Below are 16,530 nucleotides of genomic sequence, written 5' to 3' on the forward strand. Positions count from 1 at the left end.
ATAGTGGTTACTAGACGTAACTTAAAATTGAAATTATACTTCTGTTTTTTACTCATAAAAATGCCCCAAATAAGTGTCTAACTTTTTGGGGCATGTCTACGTGGTAGACCTTTTTTATATCTTGTATATGATGAATCTATAAATTATTTTCCTAACTCGGCAGCTAATTTATTTAAGATTTCATCGTTTTTACGAATTTGGCTGTTTTTAGGCATTTTAGAACGTGAACCCGATTCTAAATTACGGCCTAATTTCAAAAACTGTACTTCAACACGTGAGACAGTTTTGTTTCTTCTATCTTTTCTTTTTAAACGTGTAACTCCCATTGTATTTAATATTTTTATTGTACGAGGTCGGAAGCGGATTCGAACCGCTGTACAAGGTTTTGCAGACCTCTGCCTAGCCACTCGGCCATCCGACCCTTTCCCTTCAGCGGGTGTGCAAAAGTAACTCTAAATTTTGAAAATGCAAAATATTAAATCAAAAAATGGACAAAAATTTATCCGCCACTTTTTTGGTATGATATTTGGAATTCCCTACCTGAAATGTTGCTTGAGACGGGGATATAGTAGCAACAGAATGGTTTAACATTTATAAAAAGAATTATGAAAAAAGTTTTACTATCAGTAGGTGCAGCGTTATTATTAGCAGTAGGAGCTCAAGCACAGACAGGTTTTGGTTTGAAAGCAGGTGTTACCTTGCCTTCGTACAATTATGGTAGCACAGAAGATTTGTCTGACACTAAATCTTCCACAAATTTCTACATTACCGGCTATATGAATGCCAACGTAAATCCGAATTTCGCCATCCAGCCGGGAATCTCTTTACAAGGCAAAGGAGCTAAACTAGCAGAATTAGAACTCGGATCCAATCGTTATGAGTTGACGCAGAACACCATGTGGTTGGAAGTTCCTGTAAACTTTGTAGGTAAACTTCCTTTAGGAGGTGCTGAATTGCAATTAGGTGCCGGTCCCTATGTAGGATTTGGACTTAGCGGTAAAAACAAACTTAATAGGATTGGTGATGACGGCGATGTATCGTCAAATACATTAAGCGAGTTTAAATTCGGTAAAGATGAATACCAAAAAGGTGTAGACTTCGGTGCTAACATCATGGCTGGAGTTAAATTAGGTGGTGGATTTTTGATCAACGCCAACTATGGATTAGGCTTAACCAACATCGCTGGAGATAAAAGTTTCAACAGCACTGTAAAAAACAGAGTATTGTCATTCGGCATTGGTTTCGAATTTTAATCAATGATGACACAAAATTTATAGAAGGTCCTCCTCTTTTGGAGGACCTTTTCTTTTATCTCCCTCTTACATGATTTATCCAAAAAAGACAAAAAATAATTTTATTGTAATATCATGATAGGCCAATGAATTATTGATTATAGAAATAACAAAGTTTCATTACCTTTGTAATATGATCGAGTTACCTGTAATACCAGTCCATCAGACACAACGCAAGCCGGATTGGTTGCGTGTGAAGCTTCCTGTGGGAAAGGAATATCGTCATGTTCGAAACCTTGTAGACGAACATAAATTACATACCATCTGCGAAAGTGGCAATTGCCCGAATATGGGGGAATGTTGGGGAGCAGGCACCGCAACCTTTATGATTTTGGGTAATATCTGTACCCGCTCGTGTTCTTTCTGTGCTGTAGCAACAGGAAGACCTCTTCCGGTGGATTGGGATGAACCTAACCGTGTAGCCCAATCGGTAAAGTTGATGCAGGTAAAGCACTGTGTTATCACCTCCGTAGACCGTGACGACTTGAAAGATGGAGGCTCTACCATCTGGGCCGAAACCATCAAAGCTATACGTCGAGAAAGCCCTGGCACCACATTAGAAACGCTGATTCCTGATTTCAAAGGACAATGGGATAATCTGGATTGCGTATTAGCTGAAAGGCCGGAAGTGGTATCCCACAACTTGGAGACCGTACGTCGTCTGACCAGAGAAGTACGTATCCAGGCCAAATACGACCGCTCTTTGGAATGTCTAAGACGCATTTCGGAGGCAGGATTGCGTACGAAATCGGGAATTATGCTAGGTCTGGGTGAGACAGAAGAAGATGTCATAGAGGCTATGCAAGACCTTTATAACGTAGGGGTACATATCCTTACTTTAGGACAATATCTTCAGCCTACCAAAGCACATCACCCTGTAATTGACTGGGTGACACCAGCACAGTTTGAAAAATACAAGCAAATAGGTCTTGAGATGGGATTCAAATATGTGGAATCAGGACCTCTAGTTCGTTCATCATATCACGCCGAAAAACATTTGTTTGACATGTAATAAAAAAGGAGCTTCAATGGAAGCTCCTTTTCTTTATCTCTTTGTATACACGGTCTCTCCCGCCACCACAGTACGTAATACTTTTATATCTCTTAACCGCTCGGTCGGCGCTGTCATTAAATCTTCTTCCAGCATTACAAAATCGGCATCCTTCCCTTTCTCTATGGAACCTCTTTTCTTTTCCTGGAAACACGAATATGCAGCCCATATGGTCATTCCTCTCAAGGCCTCTTCCCGTGTCAAGGCATTCTCCATCTGAAATCCCTCTTGCGGGTTACCTGCTGCATCTTGCCTTGCTACTGCAGCATGGAATCCATATAATGGATTAAAATGCTCCACCGGAAAATCGCTTCCAATGGCTACCTTTCCATACCATTTCAATAGTTCCTTATACGCATAGGCCGACTTCGCTCTATCCTTTCCTATTCTTTCGTACAGCCATTTCATATCGGAGGTAGCATGAGTAGGCTGGATGGAAGGCAAAACACCATATGTACGGAATTTGACAAAGTCCGACGGGTGTACTACTTGGGCGTGTTCTATACGCCATCTTTTGTCCTTAACATCCATCTTACCGTAAAGGTCCAGTAGCATCCTGTTACTAGAATCTCCTATAGCATGAATAGCGACCTGATAATTCGACTTGCTCAATATGGTTAAGGCCTTTTCAAACTCTTCTTTTGGATGTAACAAGAAACCTCTGATGGTATCATTCTCGTAGTTGTCCAGCATACAAGCTCCTTTGGACCCCAAAGCACCGTCCGACATCATTTTTATGGCGCGGATGGTAAGCCTATCTGACTCATAAATGTCATCACGGATGTATTTTTGAATGTTGTGAGGCTCCGCAAAGATCATGGCATAGTTACGGATTTTCAACGAGTCAGACTGGTAGTATTTTTTCAGTAGGTCGAGCTCCTCTTCCGACAGCCCTGCATCCACCATACTTGTCAACCCTACCGAGAACAAGGAATCCTGTGCTTGACGTAGAATGCTTAGCATATTGTCCTCTTTGGCAGAAGGAATATATTGGCTTACTAGAGCCATTGCATTATCAACAAGAATCCCTGTAATACGCCCAGTACTGTCCTTTTCGATACGTCCACCTTCCACCGTAGTGCTCTCATCGATTTGTGCAATCTTAAGGGCTTCACTATTTACCACAGCAGCATGATAATCTGTGCGATTCAAAAAGACAGGCACATCAGGAAAGTATTTATCCAGTGTATCTCTGTGCGGCATTTTTTTGTCTGGCCAGAGGGATTGATCCCAACCACCCCCAACAATCCACTTTTTCTCCGGATATTTTTTACGGTATTGCTGCAACCTGCTCACCAAATCTTGTACAGACTTACATCCCACCAAATCCACCTGTTGAAAATATTCAGCCAACAGAAAGCTGTGACCATGAGCATCGTAAAAGCCAGGAAATACGGCTTTGCCTTCCGCGTCTATCTTTTCTTTTGCGATATAACTATCAAGGATATGTTTAGAACTTCCGATATCGATGAAAATTCCATTCTTCACCGCAAAAGCCTCCTGAATAGAGAACGCTGAGTCAACAGTATAGACACGTGCATTATAAACAATCAGATCTACTTCCTTATTCGTAGTACATCCAACAAAAGCAATATAAACAAACAATAGTTTTATCAATCTTTTCATAAAATATTCTTATGCAGAATTAAAGATAAGGATTAGAAGATAATTAGAACAACAAAAAAGGCTTGGTAATTTTACCAAGCCTCTTGTATATCGTGTTATTTGAATAATTACATAGCTTCTGCAACTACTTCCTGTACTTCAGGAACCATACGCTTCAATAAGCCTTCAATACCGGCCTTCAACGTAATGGTGGAAGAAGGACAGCCACTGCATGATCCTCTCAGTTCTACCGTTACAACGCCATTTTCGTAAGACTTGTACGCGATAGCACCTCCATCCTGCTCTACGGCTGGACGAACGTAATCGTGCAACACTTGTTGGATTTTTATTTCGGTCTCTGACCCTTCGAAAGTTACGTTCTCCTCTTTCACTATCTCCTGAACTTTCAGCTCCGACTCTACCGCACCCTTCACAAACTCTTTAAGAATATCTTCGATATCCGACCATTCTACATCGTCGGTTTTCGTGATAGTGACGAAGTTGGAAGCGAAGAATACCCCATTTACGAAGTTGAACTTGAAAAGTTCTCTTGCAAAGGGTGATGCTTGCGCTTTTTCTCTATCCGGATAATCTACACTACCGTTGATAAGAAGTTTATTTACCAAAAACTTCATTGTCGAAGGGTTCGGTGTAGACTCTGTATATACATTTATAGTTGCCATAGTTTCAATATAATTATTCAAATATAGCCATTAAGCTAAACTTAAAACGTCATTGTATCGTAAAAGCTTATAATGCCACACCTGTATAGTTCCAAGGCGTGATTGTTTTAATCTCCGCTTTTACTTCTTCACTGATATTCAAGGATTCTACAAACGCCGCTATGGTTTCTTGTGTCACATGCGCATTGGTCCTTGTAAGATCTTTCAAAGCCTCGTAAGGTTTAGGATAGCCTTCACGACGTAAGATAGTTTGTATAGCTTCGGCCACCACCGCCCAGTTATTTTCCAAATCTTTCTGGAAGGCGTCAGCGTTCAGGATAAGCTTACGAAGACCGCGCAACGTAGATTTGAAAGCGATCAATGTATGAGCAAAAGGAACACCGATATTGCGTAGTACTGTAGAGTCGGTCAAATCGCGCTGCAATCTTGAGATAGGAAGTTTAGCTGCCAAATGCTCAAAGATGGCGTTGGCAATACCTAAGTTACCTTCCGCATTCTCGAAGTCTATAGGATTGACTTTATGCGGCATTGCCGAAGAGCCTATCTGTCCTTTGGTAATCTTTTGTTTGAAATAATCCATCGAAATATACGTCCATATATCGCGACATAAATCGATGATAATATTGTTTATACGCTTGAAGGCATCGCAACTAGCTGCAAAATTGTCGTAATGTTCAATCTGCGTGGTGGTCTGCGAGCGGCTCAAACCTAACTTTTCATTAACGAAGTTGTTGGCAAAAGCTACCCAATCCACTTCCGGATAGGCTACATGATGCGCATTGAAATTACCTGTAGCACCACCGAATTTAGCGGAGTAAGGAACAGCTTTCAAGGCTTCCAGCTGCTTCTCTATACGCTCAATGAAAACTTTGATTTCCTTGCCGAGACGCGTCGGAGATGCCGGCTGTCCGTGTGTACGGGCCAACATAGCTACATCTTTCCACTCGTCCGACAATCCTTTAAGTTCGTCCAATAGCTCGGTAATCGTCGGCAAATAAACATTCTGTATAGCCTGTTTCCAGGAATATGGAATAGCTGTATTGTTGATATCTTGTGAAGTCAATCCAAAATGGATAAACTCCAAAGAGTCATGCAAGCCTAGCTTTTCGAATTCATTTTTCAAAAAATACTCTACCGCCTTAACGTCGTGGTTGGTTACCTTTTCGGTTTCTTTTACCCATTGTGCATCCTCTAAAGTGAAATTCCTGTAGATATCTCTTAACTTTTCATTCAAAGAACCATCGAAATGTGCTAATTGAGGAATGCCGGACTCCGCCAAAGCAATAAAATATTCGACTTCTACCAATACACGATATTTAATCAGTGCAAACTCTGAGAAATAATCAGACAATTCTTTGGTAGCGTTATAATATCTTCCGTCAATAGGTGTTACGGCTGTAAGTGATGATAATGACATATTTTAAAATTATAAAAGCCTAAGGGACTAACTATATGGCATCAAAAATACAAAAATTATGCACTTCGCCCATGACAATAAACAAAAAAGCCCGTGTTGTCTAATACACGGGCTTTTCGGAGTATCTTAACTCTTATCGGATTATTGAGCGTTTTTTACTGAGTCAGCGATAGAATCTACAACAGCAGTTGCTGAATCAGCAGCAGCGTTGATTGAATCAGTTAATGCATCAGCTGTTGAATCGATAGCGTTAGTTAAAGAATCAGCAGTTTCTTCAGTTTTAGATGCATTGTTACATGAAGCTACAGTTAAAGCTAATGCTAAAAATCCGAATGCGAATAAATTTTTCATCTTTTTAAATTTTCTATTTTTAAATAAAACAAATTTTGTTTTCTACACTTATTAATACGGGTACTTCGAAAAGGTAACCCAAGAAATAAAACTTTTTTTATTTTTTCTTTAAACCTTTGATTATCAGGATTAAAAAATATATTTTGTTTTATTTCGGATGCAAATATAGGACACATTTCTGAAAAAGCAACAAAAAAAATTAATTTTAATACAAATGATTTATAAACCTATGAATAAGTTATGCTAGAGAAGATTAGAAAGCTGATCAAACTGCTTAAGACAGTGGATCTTGCACAATTGGATAAATTGTCACAAAAGGTAGATTTAGGTTCTGTACTGAAGGCTGTTTCGACGATGGACGAGAAGCAGCTGCAGATGGCCATGAAGATGCTCACCTCTTCCAACAAAAAGAAGGAAGCTCCTCCCATTGATGCCGACTTTTATGATATAGGATTTAAACTTTCACCCGAGGACCGGGCCTTACAGCTGAAGGTACGTAGTTTTTTGGAAAAAGAAATAAAGCCCATTGTCAACAACTATTGGTTACACGACGACTTTCCTTTCGAAATCATTCCCAAGCTGGCAGAACTCAATGTGTGTGGATACGTATATGAAGGGTATGGCTGTGCTGGCGGCACCTCTCTTATGGACGGTATCATCGCTGCCGAATTTGGAAGAATAGACCCTTCCATAGCGACTTTTTTGGGCGTACAGAGTGGATTAGCCATGGGCTCCATATATATCTGTGGGTCGGAAGCACAAAAGGAAGAATGGCTTCCTGCCATGCAACAGCTAAAAAAGATTGGCGCCTTCGGACTTACCGAACCGGATGTTGGTTCCGCTACGGCAGGAGGGCTGACCACCACCTGTAAAAGGACCCCGGAAGGTTGGATACTCAACGGACAGAAAAAATGGATAGGCAATTCTACATTTTCCGATATGGTTATCATTTGGGCGCGCGATGTAGATGACAATCAGGTCAAAGGCTTCATCGTTCGCAAAGAAAATCCAGGGTTCGCGGTAGAAAAGATCAAAGGCAAGATGGCTTTACGCATCGTGCAAAATGGACTGATAACCCTGACGAATTGCCTTGTTCCTGAGTCGGACAGACTTCCTTATGCCAACACCTTTAAAGATACGGCGAAGGTATTACAGATGACGCGTGCCGGTGTAGCTTGGATGGCTGTGGGCTGCGCGCGAGGAGCCTACGAAAATGCATTAGCCTACACTCTGGAGAGAGAGCAGTTTGGCAAGCCTATAGCCTCCTTCCAGCTTATCCAAAACCATCTGGTAGAGATGCTTTCAAACCTTACGGCCATGCAGACACTCGTATTCCGCCTCTCCGAATTGCAGGACGAAGGAAAACTCAAAGACGAACATGCCTCGCTAGCAAAAGTATTCTGTACCCTCCGCACAAGAGATATTGTCTCTCGAGCCAGAGAGGTCATGGGCGGTAACGGTATCTTGCTGGAATATAATGTTGCTAGATTTTTAGCAGATGCCGAAGCTATATATTCGTACGAAGGTACCAAAGAGATAAATTCATTAATCGTGGGGCGCAGCATAACAGGATACAGCGCTTTTGTATAAAGATAAAGGGGACAATCCTTGTCCCCTTTTCTTTATAACCTTAAACAATTGACACTCTAATATAAAGTAAACTCCACTCTTCGATTTTGTTGACGGCCTTCTTCGGTACTGTTGGAAGCGATAGGATTGCTCATACCATGTCCGGCTGTAGTAATTTTGCTCGCAGCCACCCCTTTGGATACCAAATAAGCTTTTACGGCTTCTGCTCTCTCTTTCGAAAGACGTCTATTGACATCCGCAGTACCCACGTTATCGGTATAACCGTCCAATTTTAAATTATAATTTTTATGTTTAATCAGTTCTGCTAATTTATCCAGATAGCTATACGAAGAAGATCTTATCGTAGCTTTGTTGAAATCAAATTCTAAATTTTTTACAGCCTCAACTACAATTTTTTGTTCCGACTCAGGCAATTTAAGTTCTGGAAGAGGACATCCCGCTCCATCCACCTTTGTTCCTGCAGGTGTATTTGGACATTTATCGTACATGTTAGCCACACCGTCGCCATCATCATCTTTCAGTCCTTTAGTCAATGCCTCCATCTGTGCCTGAACAGCTTTATTGGACGCTAATAAAGCATCTCTTTCGGCTTTAAGTTCATCGTATTTACGTGTATAATCGTTTACTAAAGTAGCAACCGGATTGCTGTTAGCCATGAAAGGCTTTTCTTTTGGTCCTAATGCAAATTCCAGTCCGGCATGAATGTAAGAAAACAAATCGTATTCAAAAGTATGACCCGTTTTACCGTCGAAATAGTCATTAGTCCAATTTAGTTGATAACCTAAATCAAGATTAACACCTTTAGCTATAGCAAACTTGAATCCAGCATCTACAGGGACAAACATTCTGGTTTGTTTTTCATCCGACGAGGAAGATACTGTATTTAAATTTACCGCTCCAATACCTGCTGCCACATAAGGTTTTACTTTGGCATTAAACAATCTCCAGTTGACATTCGCTATGGTATACTCTCCCGACAAAGCGATAGACCACGGTAACTTGGTATCAATATTGGTAGAAGTACCTGAATTTGATGACACATCAGAAATCTTGCCTCCCAAATATTGAAGTTTTAAACCAAAGGCTGGGGTGAGGTGCTTTTTGAGATAAGCACTATAGCCTAAATTTAGATCTCCATCTTTGAATCCAAATTTGGCGGCCTGGCTTAACAAACCTAAATTTACACCTAAAGACCATGTTCTATATTGAGAACTCGGTCCTAGAGGCGTAGTGCCTTCAATTGTGGAGAAATCTTGCGCATGTACTGACGTTATACTTAATACAGTAGCCAATACTGCCGAAAACTTGGTAAATAATTTTGCTTTCATAAAAAGAAGTTTACTGATTTAAATTTACAATATTAAATTATATTTTTACAACTTTTTATTGCAAAAATATTTTTTATTTATATAAAATACAGTCAAACTTCTTCCCTCGATTTGTAGACATATTACCACACGTATTAAACAACAAAGCCGAATAAAAAATTATTCGGCTTGGGCTGTTTAAGTCAATAATTCTTACAAAAACTATCCAAACAGATTAGAGCTCAAATATCTATCTCCCCGATCACAAACGATGAAGACAATAACCCCCTCATCTAATTCATTGGCCACTTTCAATGCTGCATGAAAAGCACCTCCCGAACTCATACCGGCAAAAATACCTTCTTTCCGGGCCAGCAATCTGGACTTCTCGATGGCGTCTGCTTGGTCTATATCAATAATCCTATCCACACGTGAAGGATCAAAAATCTTTGGAAGATATTCTTGCGGCCATCGGCGGATCCCCGGGATGGAAGACTCTTCTGTAGGCTGGCATCCTACAATCTGAATATTAGGATTTTGCTGTTTCAGATAGATTGAATTTCCCATAATAGTCCCGGTAGTTCCCATAGCACTGACGAAGTGGGTAATTTTTCCTTGCGTGTCGCGCCATATTTCAGGGCCAGTGGTTTTGATATGTGCTTTATAGTTATCGGGGTTAGCAAATTGATTCAAAATAAAAATCCCTTCCCGTGCAGCCTTCTCCTCCGCATAATCGCGACAGACCTCCATATTTTCCAACAAGGTCACTTTAGCTCCAAAAGCTTCCATAGTCAAGGTACGCTCCCGGGTAGAGTTTGCTGGCATCACAATCTCGATCTCCATACCAAACATGCTAGCAATCATAGCTAATGCAATGCCGGTATTTCCGCTGGTAGCTTCAATAAGTTTATCGCCACGTTTGATATCTCCACGCTCCAACGCAGATTGAATCATATTTAATGCCGGTCTATCTTTTACCGATCCTGCAGGATTATTTCCCTCCAGTTTAGCGTAGATTTTCACGTTGGGATTATTGTGAAAACTGGTAATCTCCACCAACGGAGTATTTCCGATAGTATCTATAATATTTCCCATTATATTGCGGGTTTAGTGTCAATAAATTTCGAATTGGGCTGATGATATACTGTCGTGTACGGCTCCACACTGGAAGTCAGCCATACGTTCCCTCCTATTATGGAGTGGTGCCCAATATGTGTTTCCCCTCCAAGTATGGTAGCACCTGCGTAGATGATGACATAATCACCGATAATAGGATGACGTTGCTTTCCGGCAAATCCTTTTTCCACGCTCAGTGCCCCTAAGGTTACACCTTGATAAAGTTTTACATGCTCGCCGATGATACAGGTCTCACCGATGACTAACCCTGTACCATGGTCAATATGTAAATATTTACCTATTCTTGCTCCGGGATGGATGTCAATGCCTGTACGTTCATGTGCCCATTCGGTTAAAATCCGTGGAATAAGAGGCACCTCCAACTCCCATAACCTATGCGCCATCCTATAAATAGATGTAGCCAAAAAACCTGGATACGTACGTATCACCTCACGCAAATCCTGTGCAGCTGGATCTCCTTCCAATATAGCCTGAGCATCCGTCAACATCACCTCATACAGCTCGGGCAGAGAGTCAAAAAAATCTTTTACCGTACGTTCGTTATGACAGCTGTTACATACTTTGCTCTTACGGAGTATATCGAGTAGTTCTTGTTGTGACTGTTCAAACATTGCTCTGACCTCAGTTACCGAACCCAACTGCTTGGGGTTACGTTCGGGAAACAAGGCCCTAAACAGATCTCTAGCCCAGTGGCAGATACGCGTATTGCTAGGCATATCCTGCGCTTCAATCTGTTTCTTAAAAAGATGGTTATAAAACTCTTCCATAAATGCAAAGCTACATTTTTGACAAACAAATATCTACTATTTTTATAGATATTATAGCACTAACTTATCCATCAATTCCTTGTGAGTCTCCTGAGGGGAAAGACACATGCCAGTATGTACAGGTGAACACTGGATGATGGTGCTTCTGTTGGCGGTAAGCCAACGAAAACGTTCGGCTTGCTCTAGATGGGCAATCTTCCCGTATGCTTTATCTCCTGTACAGATCCGCTGAAAAGACAGCAAATGCTTCTCAATATTCTCTATATCGATGTCTGGACAAAGGACTTTTAGTTTGTTTGTATCTAGATGATACAGAAATTCCGCATATTGATATTTTTTGCAATACAAAGCTACACCGACATTTACGAACTCTTCACGTTCTACACGAGGCACCAAACGCACTACAGCATACTCATATAATGTTCTTTCGCTCATGTTCGATCTGATTTAAAAATACCGACGCATTTTCCAATCGTTGCAGTAAAAACTGTAGATACACCTCTCGCACTTGCTCCGGAGAAAGTTCTCTTCCCTCCTCCATCAGCCACTCGTCCGGGATGACCTGCAATACCCCTTGAATATTTTCTTTGTTGAAAACATCCTTATACTGATTATGAATATCGGCAACTTTAGAAGCTGATTTGAGCAGCACATGATCTTTAATCTGCACAAAGGGTTTTTCTACGTAATCCTGCCAGTTGTCCCACGAATGGTGAAAATATAAGGAAGCACCATGGTCGATAAGCCACAGTTCTTTGTGCCATACCAGCATATTGGTGTTGCGTGCTGTACGATCCACATTCATCAGTAGTGCATCGAGCCACACGATTTTAGACGCTTCTTTATCACTGATGACATCCACGTTAGCATCGAAAGTGATGGCTCCCCTCAAGAAATGTACCCCCAGATTATTTCCCACCGAAAACTTCAAAAGATCTTGTATCTCCTCATCTGCCTCTAGGCGCCACATACTTTCATCCAAACGGGCAAAGACCATCTCCGGAACCCGAAGTCCTAGAAATCGAGCGAGCTCCCCTCCTATAAGTTCGGCTACCAAGGCTTTTTTACCCTGTCCCGCACCACGAAATTTTATCACATAGCTAAAACCATCGTCGGCATCAACCAATCCCGGAAGAGATCCCCCCTCTCTAAAGGGTTGAATATATCGGATAATATCCACCTGCCTGATGTCGGGCTTATTGATTTGCATGATATCGTCTTATGTTTATTCGAAGTTACTTGAAATAATCTTACAATTAAGCATAAATGCTAAAATCAAACAGTTTTGTGACTATAGCCAACGAACTTTTCTGACTATATTTGTAACAAAAGAGCCTTATTATATGAACACCACCGAAGAATACAATGCCGTCATTGATTACTGCAAAAATCTATTCATAAAAAAAACTAAAGACTACGGGACTGCATGGCGTGTCATGCGCCTCAGCTCCATTACGGATCAGCTATATATCAAAGCCAAACGTATCCGTACACTCGAAATAAAACAAGTCTCTAAAGTGGGCGATGATATCGCTGGGGAATTTGTCGCCATAGTAAACTATTGCGTCATCGCACTCATGCAGCTAGAATTGGGAGAAGAAGGAGGCGAAGAAAACCTCAACCCTGCCTTTGTAGAACAGAAATACACGGAAAAGGTCAACGAAACACGCGACCTGATGTTTGCTAAGAATCATGACTACGGCGAGGCTTGGAGAGATATGCGCGTTTCGTCCATGACGGACATGATACTCATGAAACTTCACCGTGTAAAACAGATTGAAAACAACAACGGCAAAACTCTCGTTTCCGAAGGGTTGGCAGCAAACTATCAAGATATGCTTAACTACGCCGTATTTGCATTGATAAAATTGGGATTCGCAGAAAAAAAATAGAAGCACATGATGCATAACACCTCATTTTACAATCCTATCAGCACTACCAAGCAGCAGAGAGACTTTCTGTTAGCCGTTTGCAGGCTCTTAGTAGGTATCCTTTTTATCTTTTCCGGTCTTATCAAAGCGAATGACCCTACAGGTTTTGGCTACAAGCTGCAGGAGTATTTTCATGTCTTTAATCTTAATGCATTAAATGATTATAGCACCTCCATAGCTATTGTCATCTGTGCCGTAGAAGTCATATTAGGATTGCTTCTGTTGTTAGGAATTGCCGGAAGAGCAGTAGCCTGGGGATTGCTTATATTGATTGTGTTTTTCACTTTTCTTACCTTCTATTCTGCATTCTTCGACGTAGTAACCTCTTGCGGATGTTTTGGCGATGCCATTCCTTTGACACCATGGCAGTCTTTCGCCAAAGATGTCGTCCTGCTGTTGCTCATTCTGGTTATCTTCAGCCGTCGTCAAAAAATCTTTCCTCTCATAAAAAATTCGTTCACCAATAATCTCTTGGTAGTATTTGCCGTGGTAGCCTCCTTTGGTTTTGGCATTTATACCTATAGCTACTTACCTATTATTGATTTTCTGCCTTATAAGATAGGAAACCATCTTCCTTCACTAATGAAAATGCCCGAAGGAGCTCCTCAGGATGTGTATGAACACATTTATACGCTGAAAAACAAAAATTCCCGAGAAAGTAAAAAAGTTACGGATAAAGAATATATGGACCAGAAAATCTGGGAAGATGAAAATTGGGAAATTGTCGGAGAACCAGAAAGCAAATTGGTAAAGAAGGGATACAAGCTACCTATACCCGACCTACTTATCACAGACAGTGAAGGAAATGATTTTACCGCCGAAATTATTGAAAATCCACATTACAACTTTATTGTGACCAGTGTGGATGTCTCAAAATTCTCTGCTGAAGATCTCGTAGCATTAGATAGAATCAATCAAACCATAAAAGAACTCAGCAACGAATACAACTTAAGGGCGGTGCTGCTCACTTCCAGCGCCTTCAAGGATGTAGAATACCTTAACAATCAGCTGGATCTGGTCTTGGAAAACTTCTATGCCGATGCCGTCCCTATAAAGAGCATGGTACGCTCCAATCCAGGTGTCATGCTACTCCAAAATGGAAAGGTCATCATGAAATGGTCTAAAAAGTCTTTTCCAAGCAAAGAAGTGTTAGCAGAAAAATACCTTAAACAACAGTAATGAACAAACCTATTTTTTTAGTAGGCTTCATGGGAAGCGGAAAAACTACGTGGGGTAAAAAAATCGCCAATGCTTTAGAGCTGCCCTTCGTGGATCTGGATCAGGAAATAGTACAACATATAGGAATGACCATTCCTGAATATTTTAGGCAATACGGAGAAGACAGCTTCAGAAAGCTGGAGAACGAATATCTCAAAAAACAGGCAGGCCGTATCGCTGTAATCTCCACAGGAGGTGGTACACCTTGTTATTTCGACAATATGGAGTGGATTAATCAACACGGTATTTCACTCTATCTTTACCATACACCCAAATCGTTATGGGCCAGACTCAGTCAGTCTGACGTCAACAAAAGACCGGTATTAAAAGGTTTGACGGGAGATGAGCTGTATGCTTTTATAGAAAGTAAGCTAAACGAACGTGCTCAGTACTATGAACAAGCACATATCAAATTCGAACAAATACACACCAGTCTGGAAGAGATCATTTCTCTAATCAATAATTACATAGCCAAGTATGAGAATTCATAGATACCTCATTTTACTTTTACCCTTTTTGCTGCTGATGACCGGTTGCTTCAGAACAAGCAGTACGGATGCTATACAGCAACAAGACAGCAGCAGACCTTATATTTCCGAAAGCAAATCTTCCACCAAGAATTTTAATATACATAATTTAGAGGATCTGTATCAATTTCTTACTTACGACGACAATAGATATCCTCTTATCAGCGCTCACCGTGGTGGTGACTATAATGGATATCCCGAAAATGCCATCGAAACTTTCGCCCATTGGGCTGAAAGGTTTCCTTTGATCATAGAATGTGACGTACGCATCACAAAGGACTCAGTACTGGTCCTCATGCATGACGCTACATTAGAACGTACCACAGACGGCAAAGGAAAGGTTAGTTCCAAAACATGGGAAGAACTGAAAGCCTTAAGACTAAAAGCTCCGAACGGCCTGTTGACACCATACAAAATCCCTACTCTAGAGGAGGTGTTGCGTTGGGGGAAAGACAAAGTTTTGTTCACTCTGGATGTCAAGCCGGAGGTACCATACAGCTTGTTGACCCAAATCATCCAGAAAACCAATGCTCAGCCATACTCCATAGTCATTACGTATACTGCCAATCAAGCGAGGGCAATCAACCGCATTAATCCGGACCTTATGTTGTCGGTAAATATTCAATCGCAACAAGACCTTAGCAGATTGACAGAAGCCGGCATTCCAGACAACAGAATGGTTGCCTTCGTCGGAACAAGACAAGCGGACCAAAAATTGATAAATCTTTTACATGCCCACGGTATAAAAATCATCTTAGGCACGATGGGGAACTTGGATCGCCAAGCCAAGGCTCGAGGATATCAAGTTTATGCCGAATATGTTGAAAACGGAGCTGATATACTCAGTACGGATAATGTGGAAGATGCGCAAAAAGCATTGGATTTCTACATTAAAAAGAGAAATTTGTCCTCACCATATATTATTAAGTGACGATGTCAATACGTGTAGAAAATTTGATTAAAACTTATGGTAAGCAGACAGCGTTGGACAACATCTCTTTTCGGACGCAAAGTAACCATATCATAGGCTTTCTGGGGCCGAATGGGGCTGGTAAAAGTACAACCATGAAAACCTTGACCGGCATACTGCCCATAGAATCGGGAGAGTGTTGGATCAACGACATAAATGTTAAGAAAGACCCTATACAAGCCAAAAGAAACATAGGCTACCTCCCTGAAAACAATCCTCTATATCTGGAAATGTATGTCAGCGAAATGCTGCAATACCAAGCCGAGCTATATGGACTTAAAAATACCAAGAAACGCATTCAGGAAGTCATCAGCCAGACAGGTCTTACCCTTGAAAAGCATAAAAAAATAAAACAGCTTTCTAAAGGTTACCGGCAACGTGTAGGCCTCGCCTGTGCTATCATTCATGATCCACAGGTGCTAATCTTGGATGAACCTACCACGGGACTTGATCCCAATCAAATCATAGAGATAAGACAACTCATCAAAGAACTGTCCAAAAATAAAACAGTCTTATTATCTACACACCTTATGCAAGAGGTGGAAGCCATTTGTGACGAAATCATCGTCATCCATCAAGGCAAAATAAAAGAACAGTTTTTATTGCATGAAAAGGACAGCAAATACCCTAACCGCACGATGGAAGAGATATTTGTGTTGCTAACAAAATCTTCTTCCTGAGCTA

The 16,530-nt window shown here is 41.0% G+C and carries 18 protein-coding genes and 1 tRNA gene; 8 read left to right on the top strand and 11 right to left on the bottom strand.

All coding sequences use genetic code 11. From position 1 onward, the window contains the following. Window positions 1–143 precede the first annotated feature (143 nt). Window positions 144–326, bottom strand: coding sequence for a spore protein (locus ABD873_RS09575; protein WP_345067795.1), 183 nt, complete (start codon window positions 324–326; stop codon window positions 144–146). Window positions 327–350: 24 nt separating this feature from the next. Then, window positions 351–421: transfer RNA gene (locus ABD873_RS09580), tRNA-Cys, on the bottom strand. Between the two features lie 184 nt (window positions 422–605). Between ABD873_RS09580 and ABD873_RS09585 the strand changes: the two genes are divergently transcribed. Continuing rightward, the gene (locus tag ABD873_RS09585) at window positions 606–1,253 is read left to right on the top strand and encodes an outer membrane beta-barrel protein (protein WP_345067797.1); all 648 of its coding nucleotides are present in this window, start codon (window positions 606–608) and stop codon (window positions 1,251–1,253) included. A gap of 172 nt (window positions 1,254–1,425) precedes the next feature. Continuing rightward, window positions 1,426–2,304, top strand: coding sequence for a lipoyl synthase (gene lipA, locus ABD873_RS09590; protein ID WP_345067799.1), 879 nt, complete (start codon window positions 1,426–1,428; stop codon window positions 2,302–2,304). Window positions 2,305–2,337: 33 nt separating this feature from the next. On the opposite strand, the gene ABD873_RS09595 is transcribed toward lipA, so the two are convergent. From ABD873_RS09595 to ABD873_RS09610, 4 genes are all read right to left on the bottom strand, one after another. Then, complete coding sequence (locus ABD873_RS09595) at window positions 2,338–3,969, bottom strand: amidohydrolase (protein WP_345067801.1); 1,632 nt, start codon at window positions 3,967–3,969, stop codon at window positions 2,338–2,340. A 107-nt stretch (window positions 3,970–4,076) separates the two neighbouring features. Beyond that, complete coding sequence (locus ABD873_RS09600) at window positions 4,077–4,631, bottom strand: NifU family protein (protein WP_345067803.1); 555 nt, start codon at window positions 4,629–4,631, stop codon at window positions 4,077–4,079. A gap of 67 nt (window positions 4,632–4,698) precedes the next feature. Next, on the bottom strand, window positions 4,699–6,048 hold the full coding sequence (gene purB / locus ABD873_RS09605) for an adenylosuccinate lyase (protein WP_345067805.1): 1,350 nt from the start codon (window positions 6,046–6,048) through the stop codon (window positions 4,699–4,701). 141 nt (window positions 6,049–6,189) lie between these two features. Next, window positions 6,190–6,399 carry a hypothetical protein gene (locus tag ABD873_RS09610; protein WP_345067807.1) on the bottom strand — a complete coding sequence of 70 codons (210 nt, stop codon included), beginning with the start codon at window positions 6,397–6,399 and terminating at the stop codon, window positions 6,190–6,192. A gap of 240 nt (window positions 6,400–6,639) precedes the next feature. On the opposite strand from ABD873_RS09610, the gene ABD873_RS09615 reads away from it, so the two are divergent. Then, window positions 6,640–7,989: an acyl-CoA dehydrogenase family protein gene (locus ABD873_RS09615; RefSeq protein WP_345067810.1), complete on the top strand. Its 1,350-nt coding sequence runs from the start codon at window positions 6,640–6,642 to the stop codon at window positions 7,987–7,989. Between the two features lie 56 nt (window positions 7,990–8,045). On the opposite strand, the gene ABD873_RS09620 is transcribed toward ABD873_RS09615, so the two are convergent. The 5 genes from ABD873_RS09620 to ABD873_RS09640 form a co-directional block, all read right to left on the bottom strand. Beyond that, window positions 8,046–9,317, bottom strand: coding sequence for an OmpA family protein (locus ABD873_RS09620; protein ID WP_345067812.1), 1,272 nt, complete (start codon window positions 9,315–9,317; stop codon window positions 8,046–8,048). Between the two features lie 201 nt (window positions 9,318–9,518). After that, window positions 9,519–10,391 (bottom strand): cysteine synthase CysM, encoded by an 873-nt coding sequence (gene cysM, locus ABD873_RS09625; RefSeq protein WP_039052861.1) that lies wholly within the window; start codon window positions 10,389–10,391, stop codon window positions 9,519–9,521. Further along, complete coding sequence (locus ABD873_RS09630) at window positions 10,391–11,200, bottom strand: serine O-acetyltransferase (protein WP_345067815.1); 810 nt, start codon at window positions 11,198–11,200, stop codon at window positions 10,391–10,393. The genes cysM and ABD873_RS09630 overlap by 1 nt, the downstream gene beginning before the upstream one ends. A gap of 51 nt (window positions 11,201–11,251) precedes the next feature. Beyond that, the gene (locus tag ABD873_RS09635; RefSeq protein ID WP_039052860.1) at window positions 11,252–11,635 is read right to left on the bottom strand and encodes a DUF3037 domain-containing protein; all 384 of its coding nucleotides are present in this window, start codon (window positions 11,633–11,635) and stop codon (window positions 11,252–11,254) included. Then, window positions 11,613–12,410 carry a HipA family kinase gene (locus ABD873_RS09640; RefSeq protein ID WP_345067818.1) on the bottom strand — a complete coding sequence of 266 codons (798 nt, stop codon included), beginning with the start codon at window positions 12,408–12,410 and terminating at the stop codon, window positions 11,613–11,615. The genes ABD873_RS09635 and ABD873_RS09640 overlap by 23 nt, the downstream gene beginning before the upstream one ends. Window positions 12,411–12,543: 133 nt before the next feature. Between ABD873_RS09640 and ABD873_RS09645 the strand changes: the two genes are divergently transcribed. From ABD873_RS09645 to ABD873_RS09665, 5 genes are read left to right on the top strand one after another with little or no spacing between them, the layout of a single operon-like run. Continuing rightward, window positions 12,544–13,092, top strand: coding sequence for a DUF1599 domain-containing protein (locus ABD873_RS09645; RefSeq protein WP_345067820.1), 549 nt, complete (start codon window positions 12,544–12,546; stop codon window positions 13,090–13,092). 6 nt (window positions 13,093–13,098) lie between these two features. Beyond that, window positions 13,099–14,310: a BT_3928 family protein gene (locus ABD873_RS09650; protein ID WP_345067822.1), complete on the top strand. Its 1,212-nt coding sequence runs from the start codon at window positions 13,099–13,101 to the stop codon at window positions 14,308–14,310. Further along, window positions 14,310–14,840: a shikimate kinase gene (locus ABD873_RS09655; protein WP_345067824.1), complete on the top strand. Its 531-nt coding sequence runs from the start codon at window positions 14,310–14,312 to the stop codon at window positions 14,838–14,840. The genes ABD873_RS09650 and ABD873_RS09655 overlap by 1 nt, the downstream gene beginning before the upstream one ends. Beyond that, a complete protein-coding gene (locus ABD873_RS09660; protein ID WP_345067826.1) occupies window positions 14,827–15,807 on the top strand; it encodes a glycerophosphodiester phosphodiesterase family protein in 981 nt (326 codons plus the stop codon). The genes ABD873_RS09655 and ABD873_RS09660 overlap by 14 nt, the downstream gene beginning before the upstream one ends. Window positions 15,808–15,809: 2 nt before the next feature. Next, entirely contained in the window at window positions 15,810–16,526 is a 717-nt protein-coding gene (locus ABD873_RS09665) for an ATP-binding cassette domain-containing protein (RefSeq protein WP_345067828.1), read from the top strand. Window positions 16,527–16,530 lie beyond the last annotated feature (4 nt).

It is taken from the genome of Sphingobacterium thermophilum (assembly GCF_039541675.1).
Lineage (GTDB): Bacteria > Bacteroidota > Bacteroidia > Sphingobacteriales > Sphingobacteriaceae > Sphingobacterium > Sphingobacterium thermophilum.

What these genes read in the sequence shown, in the direction of transcription:
- ABD873_RS09575 (WP_345067795.1), bottom strand. Translation starts at nt 326, where the DNA reads ATGGGAGTTACACGTTTAAAAAGAAAAGATAGAAGAAACAAAACTGTC.
- ABD873_RS09585 (WP_345067797.1), top strand. Translation starts at nt 606, where the DNA reads ATGAAAAAAGTTTTACTATCAGTAGGTGCAGCGTTATTATTAGCAGTA.
- lipA (WP_345067799.1), top strand. Translation starts at nt 1,426, where the DNA reads ATGATCGAGTTACCTGTAATACCAGTCCATCAGACACAACGCAAGCCG.
- ABD873_RS09595 (WP_345067801.1), bottom strand. Translation starts at nt 3,969, where the DNA reads ATGAAAAGATTGATAAAACTATTGTTTGTTTATATTGCTTTTGTTGGA.
- ABD873_RS09600 (WP_345067803.1), bottom strand. Translation starts at nt 4,631, where the DNA reads ATGGCAACTATAAATGTATATACAGAGTCTACACCGAACCCTTCGACA.
- purB (WP_345067805.1), bottom strand. Translation starts at nt 6,048, where the DNA reads ATGTCATTATCATCACTTACAGCCGTAACACCTATTGACGGAAGATAT.
- ABD873_RS09610 (WP_345067807.1), bottom strand. Translation starts at nt 6,399, where the DNA reads ATGAAAAATTTATTCGCATTCGGATTTTTAGCATTAGCTTTAACTGTA.
- ABD873_RS09615 (WP_345067810.1), top strand. Translation starts at nt 6,640, where the DNA reads ATGCTAGAGAAGATTAGAAAGCTGATCAAACTGCTTAAGACAGTGGAT.
- ABD873_RS09620 (WP_345067812.1), bottom strand. Translation starts at nt 9,317, where the DNA reads ATGAAAGCAAAATTATTTACCAAGTTTTCGGCAGTATTGGCTACTGTA.
- cysM (WP_039052861.1), bottom strand. Translation starts at nt 10,391, where the DNA reads ATGGGAAATATTATAGATACTATCGGAAATACTCCGTTGGTGGAGATT.
- ABD873_RS09630 (WP_345067815.1), bottom strand. Translation starts at nt 11,200, where the DNA reads ATGGAAGAGTTTTATAACCATCTTTTTAAGAAACAGATTGAAGCGCAG.
- ABD873_RS09635 (WP_039052860.1), bottom strand. Translation starts at nt 11,635, where the DNA reads ATGAGCGAAAGAACATTATATGAGTATGCTGTAGTGCGTTTGGTGCCT.
- ABD873_RS09640 (WP_345067818.1), bottom strand. Translation starts at nt 12,410, where the DNA reads ATGCAAATCAATAAGCCCGACATCAGGCAGGTGGATATTATCCGATAT.
- ABD873_RS09645 (WP_345067820.1), top strand. Translation starts at nt 12,544, where the DNA reads ATGAACACCACCGAAGAATACAATGCCGTCATTGATTACTGCAAAAAT.
- ABD873_RS09650 (WP_345067822.1), top strand. Translation starts at nt 13,099, where the DNA reads ATGATGCATAACACCTCATTTTACAATCCTATCAGCACTACCAAGCAG.
- ABD873_RS09655 (WP_345067824.1), top strand. Translation starts at nt 14,310, where the DNA reads ATGAACAAACCTATTTTTTTAGTAGGCTTCATGGGAAGCGGAAAAACT.
- ABD873_RS09660 (WP_345067826.1), top strand. Translation starts at nt 14,827, where the DNA reads ATGAGAATTCATAGATACCTCATTTTACTTTTACCCTTTTTGCTGCTG.
- ABD873_RS09665 (WP_345067828.1), top strand. Translation starts at nt 15,810, where the DNA reads ATGTCAATACGTGTAGAAAATTTGATTAAAACTTATGGTAAGCAGACA.